This is a genomic window from Peribacillus sp. NPDC076916, from assembly GCF_050269675.1.
Lineage (GTDB): Bacteria > Bacillota > Bacilli > Bacillales > DSM-1321 > Peribacillus > Peribacillus aracenensis.
On record NZ_JBNNIU010000001.1, the window covers coordinates 163,281 to 183,780 of the forward strand.

Genomic DNA, 20,500 nt, shown 5'->3' on the forward strand with positions numbered 1-20,500 from the left:
TTATAAAAACGCAAGCTGTAGCAGCTCGCGGTAATCATCCATCTCTCAAACAATTACATCATGATCTGTGGATTTAAATCTATTGAAATCTGCAGATGATTTTGAGCGGTTTCTTTTTGGTAATGCTCCAAAAGTGTGCGTAGATGCTGATTAAGGTCCGGCTCTCGTTTGTATTTTATCAGACATTGATAGCGATATCTATTGTTGATTCGACTAATGGGCGAAGCAACCGGACCCAGTACGATAGAATCCCGATTCAATCGTGAGCCTAAATAATTGGTGATTTTTTCAGTAACACTTACCGTCTTCATTAAGTCTTCATGTGAAACGGTTATAAGGACAACGTAATAATAGGGAGGGTAATGACTTTGCCTCCTTAGATGCATCTCCCGTTCATAAAAAGCATCAAAATCCTGTAAGGCTGAAAGCTCGATGCTGTAGTGCTCAGGCGTATACGTTTGGATGACCACTTCTCCCGGAAGCTGATGACGTCCCGCCCTTCCGCTTACCTGTGTCAGCAGCTGGAATGTCTTTTCAGAAGAACGGAAATCAGGCAGATGCAGCATCGTATCAGCTGATAGGACTCCAACAAGAGTGATATTAGGAAAATCAAGGCCCTTGGCTATCATTTGGGTGCCAAGCAATATATCTGCCTTCCCTTCACCAAAGGCATTCAGCAACCGCTCATGTGAACCTTTCTTGCTCGTCGTATCAACATCCATTCGTATGACCCGTGCTTCAGGGAGAATTTTTGCCAGCTCTTCTTCAACCTTTTGAGTGCCCGTACCGAAGAATCTTATATGTTCACTTTCACATTCAGGGCAAACGGAAGGCATTCCCTCTTCAAACCCACAATAATGGCATTTCATTATATCATTAAAGCGATGATAAGTAAGTGAAATGTCACAATTAGGGCAGTTGATGACCAATCCGCAGCTTCGGCACATCACAAAGGAAGAATGTCCCCTTTTATTTAGCATCAGGACTGTTTGCTCTCCCTTCTCAAGCCGGTCTTTCAGCTTGGTAAAGAGCAGCTCCGAAAACATGGAACGATTTCCCGTTCTTAGTTCTTCCCTCATATCTACAATATCCACTGCCGGCAACGCATTTTTATTCATCCTCTGGCTAAGGGTCAATAATTTATAGACATTTTTCTTGGCACGCGCAAAAGATTCAAGTGTAGGTGTGGCGCTGCCAAGAATTACCGGACACCTATATGATTTTGCTCTTTCAATGGCAACATCCCTGGCGTGGTACCTTGGCGTTTCTTCTTGCTTATAACTTGATTCATGTTCTTCATCAATGATGACCAGCCCCAGGTTTTCAAAAGGAGCAAACACGGCTGAACGCGCCCCCACCACCACTTTAACTTCCTTACGATGGATTTTCCGCCATTCATCATATTTTTCACCTACGGATAAACCGCTATGCATGACAGCTACCTGCTCTCCAAATCGTTCCTTAAAACGCTTTACCGTCTGTGGCGTTAAGGAGATTTCAGGTACAAGCATGATGGCTTCCTTTCCTTTTTCAATGACAGAGGCAATTGCCTGTAGATACACTTCTGTCTTGCCGCTGCCGGTTACACCATATAAAAGAAAGACATCATGTTCATCATGACGGATTTTCTCGTTGATGGGCTTCAAGGCAGCTGTTTGTTCAGCTGTTAGTGTAAAGGGTGTGGACTTTTCGAACACACGGTTTTCATACGGATCACGATATATTTCTTGATCCATTTCCGCCAAAGCCCCTTTTGACACTAGGGATTTGACGGTACCGCTTGATGTGTTTAACAATTCGAGCAATTCCTTTAACGGAATGGGTTCTTGATGTTCAATAAAGTATTGAAGGAGTTCCTGTTGTTTTTTTGCATGGCTGGACATGGCTGATGCCATTTCCTTCAGTTCCTTAGGGGAAAGCAAAGATTTAATGACACGGACCGTCTTCTTATTTAGCCGGTTTTTCACATTATATACGAGCTCAAGATTGCCATTTTGCATTTCCTTTTGGAAGAGGGAGGCGTTCTCCCCTTCAATCACGTCTTTCCATGATATTGAATCATTTTTTCCGAAAAGGTTTTGGATGAAGAGAGGCAGCTGATCCTTTTTTTCTTCAACGACTTTAATAACTTTTTCATACTTTGCTTTCATCGCTGCCGGAAGCATGGCCTGCAGCGATGAAATCTTAAAACACATCGCCTCTTTGGTCAACCAGTCACCAAGCTGCAGCAATTCATCATTAAGGATGGGCTCCAAATCCATTGGTTCCTTTATATTGCGTAATTTCGCAAAGTCGCTTTTAGCTTTTAAGCCTGTGACGAATCCCTGCACCATTCTTGGTCCGAACGGGACGATGACTCGCATTCCGGGTTTGATGACTTGGTTCCACTTTTCAGGTATGCGATAGTCGAATTCTCGATCCGTTTGTTTAGCAGGTACATCCACGATTACGGATGCTATATCCATAAGACATCATTCCTTTTGCATGCGTGATACTTCTGCCAGAATGCTTTTAGCTATATCCGCTTTACTCATTTTTGGAAGTTCGGTCGCACTTCCATCTTTATCGTAAATGGTCACGATGTTCGTATCCGTTCCAAACCCTGCCCCTGCGATGGTAACATTATTGGCAACGATCATATCTGCATTCTTTTTGACTAATTTTCCTCTTGCATATTCTTCAACGTTGTTCGTTTCAGCCGCAAAACCTACCAAGATTTGATGAGTTTTATTTTCACCGAGTTCCTTAAGGATATCCTTTGTCCGTTCAAATTCAATCACATTTTCCCCTGGCTGCTTTTTCATCTTTTGAGCATGATAAATCTTTGGTTTATAGTCCGCAACTGCAGCCGTCATGATTACGACGTCGCTGGAATCGAACTGTTCGAATGCCGCATCATACATATCCGCTGCAGATTCCACTGGTATTACTCTAGCTTTGAAAGGTGGCGTCAAGTTCACGGGACCAGTAATCAATGTCACTTCAGCACCCATTTTAATTGCCTCTTCGGCTAGGGCATAGCCCATTTTGCCGCTGGAATGATTCGTCACATAACGCACCGGATCAATCGCTTCACGAGTCGGTCCTGCCGTTATCAAATATTTCTTTCCTTTAAGAGGCTGTTTCTGTGATTTGCGTTCACCGAAATATCGATTAAGATGTTCCACGATTGTTTCCGGTTCCTCCAATCGCCCTTTTCCTACATAACCGCAGGCCAAATACCCTTCACCCGGTTCAATGAATTGATATCCAAATGACCGAAGTGTCTCCATATTTTTCTGAACCGCTGGATGGGCGTACATGTGCACGTTCATTGCCGGCGCAACCCAAACAGGAGCTTCCGTTGCCAGCAGCGTGGTCGTGATCATATCATCCGCGATTCCATTGGCTACCTTGCCAATGACATTGGCTGTAGCTGGAGCCAAAAGGATGATATCAGCCCAATCAGCCAAGTCGATGTGGGCAATGACTGAAGAATCCTTCTCATCAAAAGTATCCGTATAAACATCATTTCTCGAAAGTGCCTGAAAGGTGAGCGGCGTCACGAACTTACGTGCCGATTCACTCATGATCACTTTTACATGGGCACCTTCCTGAGTTAATTTACTTGTCAGGGCAGCAGCCTTATATACAGCAATCCCGCCGGTGACACAAAGAAGTACTTTTTTATCGATAAGCATGCAAATTTCCCCTAACTATACATTCTATTTTTTCTAATTATGACGGAAAACCGAAGAAATTTCATTTGAAATGCGCAATAACATATGAGTTCTCCCAGGAATTCCGTATTTCACCTGATTCCACCAGTGATTAAAAAAATCAAAACAAACAGGCCTGACACCTTGGCCGCAGGAAGGAAGCACTTTCCAAATGTAATGCTCCTGTTTGCTTTAGGGTGTCAGGCCCGATAGGTCAAGCTATGTGTTCTCAGTTTTCCTCGTAAGAATTATCATAAGTCAATTTACCGGAATGAATTTCTTCAAGGGCACGACCTACCGATTTATGGGAAACCGGTTTCGTTACGAGGCAGTTATCTTTAATTTGCATTTCCCTGGCGCGTTTAGCCGCCACTGATACAAGTGAGTATTTAGAATCGATTTTAAGTAATAGAGAATCAATTGATGGATATAACATAATTTATTCCGCCTCCAACATTTTTTTATATAAAACAGCAACTCTTTCCCGACGGCAATGCTCGGCAATTACAATTGCATTAATTCGCGCGCATGCGGCATCCACATGATCATTTTCAACAACATAATCGTATAGATCCATAAGTTCTATTTCTTCCTTAGCCACCTTCATCCTTCCTTTTATCGCTTCCTCCGTCTCGGTTCCGCGAGTAACGATGCGGCTTTCGAGTTCAGTTAAACTTGGAGGAGCAAGGAAAATGAAAAGTCCTTCAGGGAATTTCTCCCGCACCTGTTTAGCTCCTTGCACTTCTATTTCCAGAAATACATCTTTTCCGGAATCGATTGTTTCACGGACATAATCCACAGGTGTTCCATAATAATTACCGACGAACTCAGCATATTCCAGCAATTTACCTTCTTCGATAAGTGCTTCGAATTCTTCGCGTTTTTTGAAGAAATAGTCCACTCCGTCCACTTCACCATGGCGAGGCAGCCGTGTCGTCATCGAAATTGAATATTCGAATGCCGTTCCTGGCTGAGAAAAAATTGCCTTCCTTACTGTTCCTTTACCAACACCGGATGGACCGGACAAAACGATTAATAAACCTTTTTCTCTCATATTGTTTCAGTTACCCCTCTTCTACGCTGTCATCTCTGTCTTGGAGCCGTGCAGCAACCGTTTCCGGTTGAACGGCAGATAAGATAACATGGTCGCTGTCTGTAATTATTACGGCCCTGGTTCTTCTACCATATGTAGCATCTATTAAGGATCCGCGGTCCCGGGCGTCCTGGATGATCCTTTTGATCGGAGCCGATTCCGGGCTCACGATTGATACGATCCGGTTTGCGGAAACGATATTCCCAAAACCAATATTAATGAGCTTTATTGACATTTTTGTCCCCCATTCATATCTATTGTCACCTTGTTAGGTTCATCATAAACCGACTACTCGATATTTTGAACCTGTTCCTTTAATTTTTCAAGAAGACTTTTCATTTCCACCACTTCTTTGGTAATGGCCGAATCATTTGCCTTCGATCCAATCGTATTGACTTCCCTGTTCATTTCCTGGACAAGGAAGTCAAGTTTTCTTCCAATTGGTTCACTATGGGTAAGCGTTCTTGAAAATTGCTGTACATGGCTATCGAGTCTGGTCAGTTCTTCATTTATATCACATTTATCAGCAAAAATGGCCGCTTCTGTAACAATCCTGCTATCTTCAATCAACCCTTCAGTCAACTCGGCCAGCTTGAGTTCCAACCGGGCTTTATATTTCTCGACGACTGAAGGTGCATGCATTTTGACCCCTGCTACAATCTCACCGAACCTTTTCAGCTGGCGTTTCATGTCCAAGGCCAGTTCCTGACCTTCCAGATTCCGCATTACTTTCAGATTTTCCAATGCCCCCGTGACAGCCTTCAATAACAGGGATTCCAAATCGGCAGGAACCGCAGGTACTTCTTCCGTCATGAAAATCGATTCAAGTTGCAGCATATCCTGTAATGTAATCGAACTTTCCAGATTATACTTTCGCTTGACTTCATCCATCAAACCCACATACTGATCCGCAAGATTCCAATCGATCTTCACCTTTTTGGAAACCAGGCTCTCACCTTCCACTGTGATGAAGATTTCCACCCGTCCCCTTCTTATGTATTGATTCGCCTTCTTCTTCACCTTTTCTTCCAAAACCAAAAGCTGGCGCGGCATCCGAATCGTATATTCACAAAAACGATGGTTCACGGTCTTAATTTCGGCAAAAACCTTGACCTGTTCGTTTTCCGCTTCTTCTCTTCCATAGCCCGTCATACTGGTAACCATGGTTCCACATCCTATCAAACATAATGTAGTAATTTGGCCTTTAACTTTCATTATATATTAGCTACAGCACGAAAACTTTAGCTCACAAATAAAATACTACAAAATAAAAAGGCAATAGAGCATGACTCTACCACCTTAATGATTATACCATATATCATTGTGCTTTTCTTGCTAAAAAGGTTCCAGCCAGTAAAAAAGTTGGAATGGATGCCATCCCTATAACTAATAGCCAATCCCTTCCCGAAATCGGTACTGTATGAAAGATTGTTTGTAAAGGCTGCACATACATGACGGCTACCATCAATAATAGGGATGACAGTACCGCCCCCACTAGATAAAGGTTACCGAATGGATTTCTCGAGAAGATCGAACGTTCGCTTCGGCAATCGAATACATGTATTAGCTGAGCCAGGACCAAGGTGGCGAACGCAATCGTTTGTGCATAAGCAAGATTATCCGGATTTGCACGATATACTACATAAAATGCGATCAATGTAGAAATCCCGATCAGAAAACCACGAGAGATGATCTTCCAGCCAAGCCCTCTTCCAAAAACACCTTCATTAGCATTTCTTGGATTTCTTTTCATTACATCTTCTTCTGCGGAATCCAGTCCCAATGCCATCGCAGGCAGTCCGTCAGTAACAAGGTTCACGAATAAGATCTGGATTGGTATCAAAGGTAACGGCAAGGCACATAGCATCGCAAAAAACATGACCAAAATCTCCCCAACATTGGAAGCAAGCAGATAACGGATGAACTTCCTGATGTTTTCGTAAATATTCCTGCCTTCATTGATGGCCGATTTAATTGTGGCAAAATTGTCGTCAACCAATATCAAGGAAGAAGCTTCCTTAGCGACATCAGTACCCGTGATACCCATGGATATACCAATATCCGCTGATTTTATAGCAGGGGCATCATTGACACCATCCCCTGTCATTGCAACGACATGTCCTTTATTTTGCAAGGCTTTTACGATTTTTAACTTATGCTCAGGGGAAACGCGGGCAAATACAGAAACACTTTCAACAACTTCCTCAAGTTCCCCGATTTCCATGTCGGCCAATTGCCGTCCTTCCAGTACACGGTCTTTTCCTTTTAAAATACCAAGTTCTTTAGCTATTGCCTTTGCGGTTATTACATGGTCGCCAGTAATCATGACAGTTTTGATCCCGGCATCCCTGCATTCCTTAACTGCCTGCTTCACTTCCGGACGTGGGGGATCGATCATGCCCTGCAGTCCCATGAAGGTCAAATTGCGCTCAGCTTCGGTTTCATGAAGCAAAATCGTTCCTTTTGAAAGGGGTTTATAACCAACAGCAATCATTCGAAGTGCCTGCGCGGCAAGCCCATTCATGTCCTGTTGCACCCTTTCCATACTCTTCTGATTCAATATTTCCGACTTTCCTTCCCAAAGAATCGTGTCGGACTGGGCGATTAATACATCAGGTGCCCCTTTTACGATGACGAAATGATTATCTTTATCATCCTTCACTATGACACTCATCATTTTGCGGCTCGAGTCAAATGGAAACTCCTTGACTATCGTAAACCTCTTAGACAAGTGTTCCCTCGTCAAGCCCGCTTTCATTGCCGCGACCAGCATCGCCCCTTCTGTCGGATCACCGTCCAAAATATATCGTTTACCATCCTCCTTTAACTCGGCTTTATTACAGAGCATGCCAAATGTAATCATTTGAAGCAAGGCATTATGGTTTTTCGGGGCAACTGAAACTCCCTCTAAAGAAAACTCTCCGACCGGATTATAACCGGTACCGCCGACATCCCAAGTTTTCCCTCCACTCCAAACCTTCGTCACCGTCATTTTGTTTTGTGTAAGTGTTCCTGTCTTATCTGAGCAAATCACCGTTGCGCAGCCAAGCGTTTCTACGGCAGGAAGCTTGCGTACTATCGCTTTTTGTTTGATCATACGCTGAACGCCCAAAGACAATGCTACAGTCACAATGGCTGGCAAGCCCTCGGGAATCGCCGCAACAGCCAAAGATACCCCGGCCAAAAACATCGTATAGAGGTCATGCCCTTGAATGACACCAGTCAGGACCACTATTACTGTTAATATTAAAGCCGTGACGATCAAAATTTTCCCTAGCTGTTCCAGCCTCCGTTGAAGTGGTGTTTCTTTTGTTTCAGCAGTCTGCAGGAGATCCGCAATCTTGCCCATCGCCGTATTCATTCCTGTAGCGATTACGATTCCAACCCCATTTCCTCTTGTTACCATCGTTCCCATAAACGCCATATTTTCCTGATCACCGATACCTTCAACCTCATTCATCAATGGATCAGAACACTTAACTGCCGGGAGTGACTCACCGGTAAGTGCAGACTCTTCTATCTCAAGGCTTGAATGCTCGAAAATCCGTAAATCGGCACCAATTCGGTCACCACTTGAAAACTTTAGGATATCCCCTACTACGACTTCTCTCGAAGGGACTTTCAGCCACTGGCCGTCCCGAAGTACGTTAACTTGCGGCGCAGCCATTTCCTTTAGGGCATCCAGGGATTTCTCTGCCTTCCGTTCCTGAAAAAACCCAAGTACTCCATTCAAAAAAACAATCGCCATGATGGCAATCGCATCGATATATTCACCCAATATCCCGGAGACTAAGGTCGCGGCAAGTAAAACTATGACCATGAAATCTTTGAATTGGGCGAAAAATAAAAGAATGGCTGACTGTTTTTCTCCTTCTTTCAATTCATTAAAACCATGCTTTCGCAGCCTGTCCTTTACTTCATCATCGTCCAAACCGTGTGTAACGTTTGTTTGAAGCGCTTTCTCCATTTCTTGATTATTCATTTCCTTGAACTCCATCAAGTATCACACATCCCTTTGAATAGAATGAAATAGGCTCCTGTATACATCTCAACAGGCGCTTTTTGCTTTACTCATCCAACACCTGCCTGCTTACCGATACATAAAACAACCTGCTCTTCTTCCATGATTATTCAGACTCGTCCAAAATAATGCTATAATTAAACAGAATTGCGGAAAGAAGAACGATCCGGATAATTTAATGAATGAACGACCGCTAATCATGATGAATGGACTAAATTTGCATTTAATCTCAGAAACAAAAAAATCAGCCATTCAATTTATCTGAACTAACTACCCCAGCTTTTCACTCAGTTCGCTAAAAAATTGGGATTAGCTAAAATGGGCAGCCCCTGATGCTTTGATAACGCCCGGCAAAAATGAGTTCTTAGAAAATCTTATGTAAAGGAAGTAAAAATAGAATGTCATTTGATGGATTATTCACGAAAGCGATGACAGAAGAAATCGCTTCTATATTAAAAGGTGGACGAATCAATAAGGTACATCAGCCTTACAAAAATGAAGTAATACTGGTTGTTCGTGCTGGAGGTAAGAACCATAAGCTCTTACTATCAGCCCACCCAAGTTATTCGAGGGTGCAAATGACCGAAGAGAGTTATGAAAATCCCAAAGAGGCACCCATGTTCTGTATGCTTCTTAGGAAGCACCTTGAAGGCTATACGATAGAAAATATATATCAATATGAACTTGATAGGATGATCATTTTTGAAGTGAAGGGCCGCAATGAGCTTGGTGATGTCTCTCAAAAGCAGTTAATCATCGAAATCATGGGGCGTCACAGCAACATTGTTTTAGTCGATAAAGAACGAAATATGATTTTGGACAGCATTAAGCATGTTTCACATGCTGTTAACAGTTATCGCGCAATATTGCCCGGCCAGGAATATTTGGCCCCGCCCGCACAAGAAAAGAAGAATCCCTTCGAGGCTACCGAGGATGATATAAGGAAGAATATTGACTTCAATGCAGGAAAGCTGGATCGACAGCTTGTTTCCCATTTTTCTGGGGTTTCACCATTAGTTGCAAAGGAAGCCGTTTACCGGGCTGGACTTGCCAACAGCACGACCCTTCCAGCAGCTTTTTTAAAAATCATCCAAGAAATCTCGGAGCAAAACTATACCGCGATGATCAGGCAAGATGGAAATAAAGAAGTTTTTTATATGCTTTCACTCGATCATCTGACTGGGAATCAACGTACGTTTCCTTCATTGAGCAAGATGCTCGACCGCTATTACTTCGGAAAGGCAGAAAGAGATCGGGTTAAGCAAAAGAGCCAGGATGTAGAACGTTTCATTACTAATGAAATAGAAAAGAACTCCAAAAAAATCGGGAAGCTCGAACGTACATTAAAAGATACGGAACGCGGAGAACAGTATCAGTTATTCGGTGAGCTGCTTACAGCTAATCTATATCAAATGAAAAAAGGCATGAAGGAAATCGAAGTCGTCAATTATTATGATGAAGAACAAAGTATGGTCACCATCCCGCTTGACCCGTTAAAAAATCCATCAGATAATGCACAGAAGTACTTCTCCAGATACCAAAAGTCCAAAAATGCAGTCGGAGTCGTCCAAGAACAAATCGAAAAAACAAAATTGGAATTGGCCTACTTTGAAGCCTTGCATCAGCAGCTCCAATCAGCTTCACCCAGAGATATAGAGGAGATTCGCGAAGAACTTCAGGAAGAAGGATACATTAGGCAAAAAAAGAAAAAAGGCATGAAAAAGCCTGCAAATGCAAAACCGCAGCTTGAAACATATTATGCTACAGATGGAGATCTCATTTTTGTCGGGAAAAATAATAAACAAAATGATTATCTAACGAATAAGTTTGCACGCCGTGATGAAATATGGCTTCATACCAAAGATATACCTGGCTCACATGTTGTGATTCGAAATGAATCGCCAAGTGAAAAAACGATAAAAGAGGCAGCCGTATTAGCAGCTTTCTTCAGTAAAGCACAGCAATCGAGCTCAGTGCCCGTTGATTTCACACAAGTTCGCCATGTTAAGAAACCGAATGGTTCCAAACCCGGGTTCGTGATCTACGACCAGCAGCAGACCGTATATATTACACCTGATGCCGATACTGTCATACGCTTAAAGGAAGCGGTAAAGGATTGAAAGGTAAAAAAATAGAGGTGACCCAATCCTTTGTGATTGGGTCACCTCTATTTTCATGCAGAAATCCAAGCCGTATCAGCCGGATTCTCACGCCATTTTTTTAGCTTTTCCAATTCTTCTGCTGTGATGTAGCCTTTTTCATTAGCGACTTTTATCAAAGTCGAGTAGTCACTCAATGAATGGTTAATAATGCCCTCAGCATCGAATTTTTCTTTTCCTTTTTCCAATTCGTAAGTGAAGATTGAAACGACTCCTAGAACATCACAGCCAGCTTCTTTCAGCGCGTTAACAGCAGTAATCACACTTCCGCCGGTTGAAATCAAGTCTTCCACAACAACCACTTTTTGTCCTGGAACAGCACGGCCTTCAATTTGATTGCCCTTTCCGTGCTCCTTGGCTTTGGATCGAACATAGCACATCGGTGCATTTAATTTTTCACTCACCCAAGCTGCATGCGGAATGCCGGCAGTTGCTGTGCCTGCAATCAGTTCAGCCTCAGGGAAATTCTGTTCAATCAATCCTTGCAATCCTTCCGCTATTTCATTGCGAACCTCTGGGTATGAAAGGGTTAAGCGGTTGTCACAATAAATGGGTGATTGAATTCCAGATGCCCAAGTAAAGGGGTCATTCGGTTGTAGGTACACTGCTTTTATTTCCAATAGATGTTCAGCTATCTTATTATTTAACATGATATTCCCTCCCAAGCTGCTTTCATATCCAAATACGCCTTTAATGGATCTGCCGCCCCCGTTATGGCTCTCCCTACAACGATGGCATCCGCTCCAAAATCCCTAGCCTGTTCAGGCGTTGCAATTCTCTTTTGATCATGCGCCTGTCCACCTGCACTTCTGATTCCAGGTGTGACCGTTAAAAATTCATGACTGATGCGTTCATGTATGTTCTTTACTTCATGGGTGGAACAGACGACGCCATCCAATCCTGCCTGTCTAGTAAGTTTTGCATAATGGAGGACCGAATCCTCCAGAGATCCGGCAATGTTTTGTTCAACATTCATTTGTTCCTGTGATGTGCTCGTCAGTTGGGTAACCCCTATGCATAATGGACGTTTTTTACCAGCGGACGTTCCCTTATCCAAACCTTCAATGGCTGCTTCCATCATCTTTTGTCCACCCGCCGCATGGACATTGACCATGTCAGCCCCTAAAGTTGCCAATCCTGTCATGGCCATTTTGACCGTATTCGGAATATCATGAAGCTTCAAGTCCAAAAACACATCGTGGCCTTGCTCTTTTACGAAAGAAATTATTGATGGTCCATTCTGATAAAATAATTCCATCCCCACTTTTACAGCTAATTTTTCCGAATGGAACTGTTTTAGGAATTCTTCTGTTTGAATGAGGTCAGGAAAATCAAGAGCGATAATTAGTGACTGCTTCATTCTGCTTCCAGCTCCTTCCGGTACACTGTGAAATATGGTCAAATCCGAGCTCATCCAACAATTTCGGCAATTCTTCGATGATGGTCGGGCATACAAAGGGATCCACGAAGTTAGCGGTTCCCACCGCAACAGCACTTGCACCCGCATAGAAAAATTCAATGACGTCTTCCGCTGTAGCGATGCCGCCCATTCCGATGATCGGAATAGACACTTGCTGGCTTACCTCATAAATCATCCGGAGCGCAACAGGTTTTATTGCAGGACCAGATAACCCACCCGTCCTGTTAGAAAGGATCGGTCTGCCAGTTTTTAAATCCAATCGCATGCCGACTAATGTATTAATCATTGTCAAACCGTCGGCACCGCCCTCTTCTACGGCTTTGGCCATTTCCACAATATTACTGACATTCGGTGAAAGCTTCACATACACAGGGACGGAAGACACTTCCTTGACCGCCTTGGTCACCTCTTTGGCAACTTCCGGCACCGTACCGAAAGCAATGCCACCTTCTTTTACATTCGGACAAGAGATATTCAATTCAAGTGCTTTTACATTCCCCACCTTACTTATATCACTGGCAACCTTTACATAGTCACCTATTTGCGAACCGGCAACATTGGCGATGATGGGTACATCATACCCGCCTAGCCAGGCCAATTCTTCACTGATGACCTTTTCTAAACCTGGATTCTGCAGACCGATGGCGTTCAGCATTCCCGAAGAGGTTTCCGCAACACGCGGAGTCGGGTTACCGAACCTCGGCTCAGGAGTGGTCGCTTTGATCATGATCGCCCCAAGAATATCCAAGTCGAAAAATTGACTGTATTCACGGCCGAATCCAAAGCATCCAGATGCTGGCATGACTGGGTTTTTCAAGTTTAATCCTGGTAATTCCACTGAAAGCCTGCTCATAATACCACCTCTCCTGCCCGGAATACGGGTCCATCACTGCATACCTTTTTATAACTGAAACCAGTTGGATCATCCCCTGTATGACACACGCAGGCAAAGCATGCACCGATGCCGCATCCCATCCTTTCCTCAAGGGACAGGTAAAGCTTTTTCTCACGATAGCCCGCTTCCAACGCTCTTAACATTGGTGTAGGCCCGCATGAAAAGATCGTTGCAAACTCTTGATCGAGGTTATCTATTACAGTCGTAACAAATCCTTTTGTCCCATATGAACCATCAACCGTAGCAATATAGGTATCACCTAATTCACTGAATTCCTTTTCGTAAAAGATGGCTGACTTTGTCTGGAAGCCCAATACATGGATTACCTTAACACCTTTTGCAACCAACATCCGTGATAATTGATACAGGGGCGGGACCCCAATCCCGCCACCAACCAATAATGCCGTTTCGCCCTTTTTAGCCTCATGAACGGGAAATCCGTTGCCAAGGGGTCCAAGGATATCGACCGATTCCGCCTCTTTACGCTGTGATAACAGCGCCGTTCCTTTACCCTCAGCCCGGTATATCATCGTGAACTGTTTTTCACTGTTGTCGTAAGAAGAAATTGAAATCGGGCGTCTTAGCAATGGCTCGGTGCCATCTGTTGTCTTGACTTGGACAAACTGGCCTGGCTGATTCATCTCTGAAACCAATTCACCTTGCAGAGTAAGTTCAAAAATGGATGGGGCCAGTTCCTTATGATTTAACACCTTCATTCTTTCCTTCTTGATCATATATAGCTCACCTCACGACTTTTTTCCGTTTTTCCCATTGCTTCTGCCGAGAAAGTCATCGATTCTATCACTCTTAAAATAGCTTCTGCCGTATCAAGTGATGTTAGGCATGTCACCCCATTTTCAACCGATTCACGTCGGATTCTGAAACCATCTCGGGCAGGCTGCTTACCTTTTGTCAAAGTATTTATGACAAATTGTGCTTCCCCGTTCCGGATAACATCCAGCAGGTTTGTACCTTCTTCGCCAATTTTACCGACAATCGCAGTCGGGATGCCGGATTGCTTCAATAAGGCAGCAGTTCCGCTGGTGGCTATCAGCTTGAAACCGATATTATGGAAACGTTTTGCTAAAAGTAGCGCTTCTTGCTTATCTTTATCAGATATCGTCAATAACACCGAACCATGCCCCTTAATTTTGAAACCGGAAGCGACCAGCCCTTTGTATAAAGCCTTTTCAAGGGTGCTATCTTTCCCCATTACTTCACCAGTCGATTTCATTTCAGGTCCGAGTGAGATGTCCACACCTCTTAATTTTGCAAAAGAGAAGACCGGCACTTTCACATAGACTCCAGTTTGTTCTGGCACTAACCCCGATTTGTAACCTTGGCTTTCAAGTGTGTGGCCCAAGATGACCTTCGTGGCTAAGTTGGCCATCGGCACGTTCGTAATTTTACTTAAGAATGGAACGGTCCGGCTTGAACGTGGATTTACTTCAATCACATACACTTCTTCATTGCTGATGACATATTGAATGTTCAAGAGACCAATTATATTCAAACCTTTTGCCAACCGGGTCGTATAATCGATGATTACTTCTTTTTGTTTTTCCGTTAAATTTTGAGGCGGATAGACTGCAATCGAATCACCTGAATGGACGCCGGCACGTTCGATATGCTCCATGATTCCAGGGATAACGACGGTTTTGCCATCGGAAATTCCATCAACTTCAATTTCCTTACCCGTTAAGTAGCGGTCGATCAGGACAGGATGATCCGGATTTATTTTCACGGCATTTTTCATGTAATGCAGCAATTCATCTTGTTTATAGACGATTTCCATCGCTCTTCCTCCGAGAACATACGATGGCCTTACTAAAACCGGATAACCAATATCTTCAGCGATGACGATTGCTTCATCAACCGATGTTGCAGTTTTACCCTTTGGCTGCGGAATGCCTAAATCCTTAAGTGCTCTTTCGAATTTATTGCGATTTTCCGCCCTATCCAGGTCTTCAAGTGAAGTACCAAGGATCTTCACTCCTCTTTCAACAAGACCATCTGCAAGGTTGATTGCTGTCTGTCCACCAAACTGGACGATGACCCCTTCTGGTTTTTCCAAATCGATGACATGCATGACATCTTCAATAGTCAATGGTTCGAAATAAAGTTTGTCGGAGATACTGAAATCCGTCGAAACTGTTTCTGGATTGTTGTTGATGATGATCGCTTCATATCCCGCTTCTTTAATGGCCCATACCGAATGTACGGTCGCATAATCAAACTCTACTCCTTGCCCGATCCTAATTGGGCCTGATCCCAGAACAATGACACTTTTCTTGTCAGTAACGATGGATTCATTCTCATCTTCGTATGTCCCATAAAAATACGGTGTTTCCGATTCGAATTCCGCAGCACATGTATCAACCATTTTGTAAACAGGGATGATTCCTTGCTGTTTCCGGTACTCATAGACGTCAATTTCGGGAACTCCCCATATTTCTGCAATCGTTTTGTCAGAAAACCCTAGTTCTTTAGCCTTTTGCAATACTTCACAATCGAAAGAATGTTCTTTAAGCTGCTTTTCAAAGTCGATTATTTTTTTCAACTTATGCAAGAAGAATAAATCGATCTGGCTCCATTCGTGTATTGTTTCGATCGTTACTCCCCTTCTTAACGCTTCACCGATATAGAATAACCGTTCATCTCCCGCTTTCCTGATCCGTTTCTCTATTTTTCCATCTTCAAACTCGTCATTCAAATTAAGATGGTATATACCCGCTTCAAGGGAACGGACAGCTTTTAAGATTGATTCCTCGAATGTACGGCCGATTGCCATGACTTCTCCGGTCGCCTTCATTTGGGTCCCGAGTCTACGGTTGGCGCTTTCGAACTTATCGAAAGGCCAGCGCGGAATTTTCGTAACGACATAGTCCAGTGCCGGTTCGAAGCTGGCATAGGTTTTGCCAGTGACAGGGTTCATCATTTCATCAAGCGTCAAACCAACGGCTATCTTTGCTGCAAGCTTTGCAATTGGATATCCTGTTGCTTTTGAGGCAAGTGCCGACGAACGGCTGACCCTTGGGTTTACTTCGATGACATAATATTGATAGCTGTTTGGATCTAGCGCCAGCTGAACATTACATCCACCTTCAATCTTCAAGGCACGGATAATCTTCAAAGACGTATTTCGAAGCATTTGGTACTCTCTGTCACTTAATGTTTGGCTTGGTGCGGCAACAATTGAATCGCCTGTATGGACACCGACAGGATCGAAGTTTTCCATATTACAAACGACTATCGCATTATCATTCGAATCGCGCATCACTTCATATTCCACTTCTTTGAAACCGGCAATGCTCTTCTCAAGCAGACATTGGTGTACCGGGCTGCTTTTCAGGCCACCCTCAACAATCTCGATCAGCTGCTCTTCGTTATCACAAATCCCACCGCCTGTTCCACCAAGCGTGAAGGCAGGACGAACAATGACTGGGTAGCCGACCCGTTCAACGAATGTATATGCCTCTTTCAAGTTATGAATAATGTCGCTATCAGGTACCGGTTCCCCTAGATCGTTCATCAGCGTACGGAAAAGGTCACGGTCTTCCGCTTGTTGGATAGCTGAAAGTTTGGTCCCAAGAATCTGTACATTGCATTCTTCCAGGATTCCTGCTTCAGCAAGCTCGACTGCCATGTTCAAGCCGGTCTGTCCGCCCAAGGTAGGTAACAGTGCATCCGGGCGCTCTTTACGAATGATTTTGCTGACAAATTCCAATGTGATCGGTTCGATATAAACCGCATCAGCCATTTCACTGTCTGTCATGATTGTAGCAGGGTTAGAGTTAATCAGGATCACTCGATAACCTTCTTCTTTTAAGGCTATACACGCTTGAGTTCCTGCATAATCGAACTCGGCGGCCTGTCCGATGACGATCGGACCGGAACCAATTACTAGGATGCTTTTTATATCAGTGCGTTTTGGCATGTTTTTTCCCCCTTGTTGGTTGCAGCTTCAATCATTTGTAAGAATTCATTGAATAAGTAGTTGGCATCTTCCGGCCCTGGTGATGCTTCCGGATGATATTGTACGGTGAAAGCCGGATACTTTTTATGGCGCAGGCCTTCAATCGTATCATCATTCAATGCTGTATGTGTCACAATAAGATCTGTATTTTCAATGGAAAGCTCTTCTACTGTATACCCATGATTTTGAGATGTGATGGATACCTTTCCGGTACGAAGGTCCCTAACCGGATGATTAGATCCTCGATGGCCGAATTTTAATTTTTCCGTATCCGCCCCGTTTGCAAGTGCGAATAATTGATGTCCTAAACAGATTCCGAATAATGGCACTTGCGTTTGGATTGTACGGATCATTTCAAGCGTCTCATGAACACTTTTCGGATCTCCAGGACCGTTTGATAGCATCACGCCATCCGGATGATATTGCATCACTTCTTCGGCCGTGACGTTATAAGGCACAACCACGACATCACAGCCGCGCTTCGTCAACTCACGTAAAATCCCGTGCTTCATGCCATAGTCTACAAGAACTACCCGCGGGCCTCTGCCCGGGCTGGAATATGGTGCTTTTGTTGAAACCTGTTTCACTTGATTAGAAGGAATCACCGTTGCTTTCAACTGGGAAACCACTTCTTTTGCATCTTTATTGATATTGCAGAGCGCCCCTTTAAGTGCACCTGATTTCCTGATGATCCTTGTCAGCTTTCTCGTATCGATTCCGCTTATTCCAGGTATGTTCTTCATTTTCAGATATTCATCAAGTGATAATTGGTTTCTCCAGTTGGAAGGAAGTTCTGCTGTTTCCTTAACGACGAATCCCGATATAGCTGGATTGATGGATTCAAAGTCATCCCGGTTTATTCCGTAGTTCCCGATTAATGGATACGTAAGTGTAACGATCTGACCGCAATAGGATGGATCGGATAGAATCTCCTGGTACCCTGTCATTCCTGTGTTAAAAACGACTTCACCAATTTTTTCTACTTCCCCTCCGAATGCTTCCCCAAGGAATACTGTCCCGTCTTCTAAAATTAGCTGTCTTTTCATCCTTGAACACGTCCTTTTTCCCAAGCTATTTTTCCTTCCGCAATCGTCATGACTGGCCAGCCATAACATTTCTTTTCATTAAAAGGTGTATTTTTTCCTTTTGAAGCAAACTCTTCAGCATTAATTTCTTTTTCTGTTTCCAAATCGATGAGCGCGATATCCGCAATAGCACCTTCCTTTAGCTCTCCATAAGGAAGGGAGAAACTTTCAGAGGGTTTAATTGTCATGAAATCAATCAATTGCTTTAATGTAATGACGCCCTTTTTAACCAATTCGGTGTAAAGCAGCGGGAAGGCCGTTTCCAATCCCACTATTCCGAAAGGAGCCAGCTGCATTCCCTGCGCTTTTTCCTCTGCCGCATGCGGGGCATGGTCTGTTGCTATAAAATCGATGGTTCCGTCAAGCAGTCCTTCTATCAATGCATCCCGATCTTCACGGCCCCTTAATGGCGGGTTCATTTTATAATTCGTATCAAGTCCAGGTATATCATCCTCACACAATAATAAGTGATGCGGTGTAACTTCGGCTGTGACGCGGATACCGGCGCGTTTGGCATCCCTTACAGTCCTTACCGATTCCTTCGTGGATATATGGCAAACGTGATAATGGCAATCCGCAGCTTCAGCAAGGAGGATATCCCGGGCAATATGTACAGCCTCACATACGGACGGAATTCCATTGATTCCCTGTTCTTTTGAGAATCTTCCTTCATGGACGGAGCCTTTGTTGATTAAGCTATTGTCTTCACAATGAGCAACTATGGCCATATCTTGAGCGGCTGCCCGTTTCATCGCTTCTAGCATCATCCCAGCTTCTTGAATTCCCACGCCATCGTCCGTAAAGGCGAAAGCACCCGTTTGTTTTAATGAAGAAAAGTCGGTCAACTCCTTGCCAGCTTCCCTGATTGTAATGGATGCATATGGGAGTACCCTTACATGAGCCGTTTCTTCAATTTTCCTGTTTAGCGCTTCAAGGTTTTCCACTGTATCGGGAACTGGCCTTGTATTGGGCATTGCCGCTACCGTAGTGAAACCGCCTCTTGCCGCTGCAAGCGTTCCACTTGCGATTGTTTCTTTATGTTCACCGCCCGGTTCGCGTAAATGGACATGCAGATCAACGAATCCTGATGTAATAAGTAACCCTTCAGCATCAACTACTTTACAATTTTCCGTTGCCAAGTTCTCGCCGATTTTTGTGATGACCTTGCCTTCCATTTCAATGTCCGCTTTTTTGAATGAGTTTTGATTATCTAGCAATACTCCATTTTTGATTATTGTTTTCATGAATGTTTCCCCCTTCGGATTGTTCAAGCACATTTTTTAATACGGCCATTCTAATGAACACGCCATTTTCCATTTGTTTGAAAATTCTTGAGCGGCTGCATTCGACTAAATCACTGTCTATTTCAACACCGCGGTTTATTGGTGCAGGATGCATGATGATCGCACCCGGTTTCATATTTTTTTCACGTTGTTTGGTCAGGCCGAAACTTTCCAGATAATTTCCATTTGCCTGATCGTATTTTTCAATATGCCTTTCATGCTGTATTCTGAGCAGCATGACCACATCAGAGGTAGCTACCGCATGGTCGATGTCTTCATACCTTCCCAAACTGTTTGTTCTGTCAAACCATTCAGGCGGACCCGAAAATACGACATTCGCTCCTAAACGGGTTAATGCTTCTGCATTCGATTTCGCAACCCGACTATGCCTCACATCACCTATTATGGCAATCTTCAGACCTTTGAAACTTTTAAACTCTTGTTTTATCGTCAATAAGTCCAGTAATGATTGGGTTGGATGATTTCCGCAGCCATCCCCTGCGTTGATTATTGGAATCCCGATCTTCTCATTCAATTCATCAAAATAATTATCCTGTTCATGACGGATGATCAAGGCATTCACACCTATTGCTTCTAACGTTTTAACAGTGTCATATAAGGTTTCACCTTTTAACACGGATGATGTACCTACATCAAAAGGAATGACCTCAAGCCCCAATTTTCTTTCAGCCATTTCAAAGCTTGATTTTGTACGTGTACTTGGTTCAAAGAAGAGATTGGCAACTGTGGTCTGCTGCTTTGGATTCCAGCTAGATCCGTTGGCAAAACCCTCTGCCTCATGTAAAATTCTTTCAATATCAGTTAAAGCTAATTCATTCATGGTCAATAATTTTTTCATCGATCCTGCTC

At 43.6% G+C, this 20,500-nt stretch carries 16 protein-coding genes; 1 reads left to right on the top strand and 15 read right to left on the bottom strand.

What is annotated here, in order from left to right:
• Positions 1 to 53: 53 nt before the first annotated feature.
• From priA to ACQKFG_RS00845, 7 genes are all read right to left on the bottom strand, one after another.
• Positions 54 to 2,465: a primosomal protein N' gene (gene priA, locus ACQKFG_RS00815; RefSeq protein ID WP_192203987.1), complete on the bottom strand. Its 2,412-nt coding sequence runs from the start codon at positions 2,463 to 2,465 to the stop codon at positions 54 to 56.
• Positions 2,466 to 2,471: 6 nt separating this feature from the next.
• Positions 2,472 to 3,680 (bottom strand): bifunctional phosphopantothenoylcysteine decarboxylase/phosphopantothenate--cysteine ligase CoaBC, encoded by a 1,209-nt coding sequence (gene coaBC / locus ACQKFG_RS00820; RefSeq protein ID WP_427555511.1) that lies wholly within the window; start codon positions 3,678 to 3,680, stop codon positions 2,472 to 2,474.
• 247 nt (positions 3,681 to 3,927) lie between these two features.
• A complete protein-coding gene (gene rpoZ, locus ACQKFG_RS00825) occupies positions 3,928 to 4,134 on the bottom strand; it encodes a DNA-directed RNA polymerase subunit omega (RefSeq protein WP_098371057.1) in 207 nt (68 codons plus the stop codon).
• 3 nt (positions 4,135 to 4,137) lie between these two features.
• Positions 4,138 to 4,752, bottom strand: a complete 615-nt coding sequence (gmk, locus tag ACQKFG_RS00830; protein WP_034313809.1) for a guanylate kinase — start codon at positions 4,750 to 4,752, stop codon at positions 4,138 to 4,140.
• Between the two features lie 10 nt (positions 4,753 to 4,762).
• Positions 4,763 to 5,026 carry an extracellular matrix/biofilm regulator RemA gene (remA, locus tag ACQKFG_RS00835; RefSeq protein ID WP_034313813.1) on the bottom strand — a complete coding sequence of 88 codons (264 nt, stop codon included), beginning with the start codon at positions 5,024 to 5,026 and terminating at the stop codon, positions 4,763 to 4,765.
• A 53-nt stretch (positions 5,027 to 5,079) separates the two neighbouring features.
• Positions 5,080 to 5,955 carry a YicC/YloC family endoribonuclease gene (locus ACQKFG_RS00840; RefSeq protein WP_349729624.1) on the bottom strand — a complete coding sequence of 292 codons (876 nt, stop codon included), beginning with the start codon at positions 5,953 to 5,955 and terminating at the stop codon, positions 5,080 to 5,082.
• Between the two features lie 154 nt (positions 5,956 to 6,109).
• Positions 6,110 to 8,788, bottom strand: a complete 2,679-nt coding sequence (locus tag ACQKFG_RS00845; RefSeq protein WP_427556715.1) for a calcium-translocating P-type ATPase, SERCA-type — start codon at positions 8,786 to 8,788, stop codon at positions 6,110 to 6,112.
• A 422-nt stretch (positions 8,789 to 9,210) separates the two neighbouring features.
• Between ACQKFG_RS00845 and ACQKFG_RS00850 the strand changes: the two genes are divergently transcribed.
• Positions 9,211 to 10,932, top strand: a complete 1,722-nt coding sequence (locus ACQKFG_RS00850; RefSeq protein WP_427555515.1) for an Rqc2 family fibronectin-binding protein — start codon at positions 9,211 to 9,213, stop codon at positions 10,930 to 10,932.
• A 53-nt stretch (positions 10,933 to 10,985) separates the two neighbouring features.
• On the opposite strand, the gene pyrE is transcribed toward ACQKFG_RS00850, so the two are convergent.
• Genes pyrE through ACQKFG_RS00890 form a run of 8 tightly spaced genes read right to left on the bottom strand, consistent with a single transcriptional unit; the run spans position 10,986 to position 20,489 of the window.
• Positions 10,986 to 11,621: an orotate phosphoribosyltransferase gene (gene pyrE / locus ACQKFG_RS00855; protein WP_427555518.1), complete on the bottom strand. Its 636-nt coding sequence runs from the start codon at positions 11,619 to 11,621 to the stop codon at positions 10,986 to 10,988.
• Complete coding sequence (pyrF, locus tag ACQKFG_RS00860) at positions 11,615 to 12,331, bottom strand: orotidine-5'-phosphate decarboxylase (RefSeq protein WP_192203983.1); 717 nt, start codon at positions 12,329 to 12,331, stop codon at positions 11,615 to 11,617. Before pyrF ends, pyrE begins: the two co-directional genes overlap by 7 nt.
• Positions 12,303 to 13,244 carry a dihydroorotate dehydrogenase gene (locus tag ACQKFG_RS00865; RefSeq protein ID WP_427555522.1) on the bottom strand — a complete coding sequence of 314 codons (942 nt, stop codon included), beginning with the start codon at positions 13,242 to 13,244 and terminating at the stop codon, positions 12,303 to 12,305. Before ACQKFG_RS00865 ends, pyrF begins: the two co-directional genes overlap by 29 nt.
• Positions 13,241 to 14,020 carry a dihydroorotate dehydrogenase electron transfer subunit gene (locus tag ACQKFG_RS00870; protein WP_427555525.1) on the bottom strand — a complete coding sequence of 260 codons (780 nt, stop codon included), beginning with the start codon at positions 14,018 to 14,020 and terminating at the stop codon, positions 13,241 to 13,243. Before ACQKFG_RS00870 ends, ACQKFG_RS00865 begins: the two co-directional genes overlap by 4 nt.
• The gene (gene carB / locus ACQKFG_RS00875; protein ID WP_192203980.1) at positions 14,017 to 17,223 is read right to left on the bottom strand and encodes a carbamoyl-phosphate synthase large subunit; all 3,207 of its coding nucleotides are present in this window, start codon (positions 17,221 to 17,223) and stop codon (positions 14,017 to 14,019) included. The genes ACQKFG_RS00870 and carB overlap by 4 nt, the downstream gene beginning before the upstream one ends.
• A complete protein-coding gene (locus ACQKFG_RS00880) occupies positions 17,202 to 18,308 on the bottom strand; it encodes a carbamoyl phosphate synthase small subunit (RefSeq protein ID WP_192203979.1) in 1,107 nt (368 codons plus the stop codon). Before ACQKFG_RS00880 ends, carB begins: the two co-directional genes overlap by 22 nt.
• Entirely contained in the window at positions 18,305 to 19,591 is a 1,287-nt protein-coding gene (locus ACQKFG_RS00885) for a dihydroorotase (RefSeq protein WP_192203978.1), read from the bottom strand. Before ACQKFG_RS00885 ends, ACQKFG_RS00880 begins: the two co-directional genes overlap by 4 nt.
• Positions 19,554 to 20,489, bottom strand: a complete 936-nt coding sequence (locus tag ACQKFG_RS00890; RefSeq protein WP_427555530.1) for an aspartate carbamoyltransferase catalytic subunit — start codon at positions 20,487 to 20,489, stop codon at positions 19,554 to 19,556. The genes ACQKFG_RS00885 and ACQKFG_RS00890 overlap by 38 nt, the downstream gene beginning before the upstream one ends.
• Positions 20,490 to 20,500 lie beyond the last annotated feature (11 nt).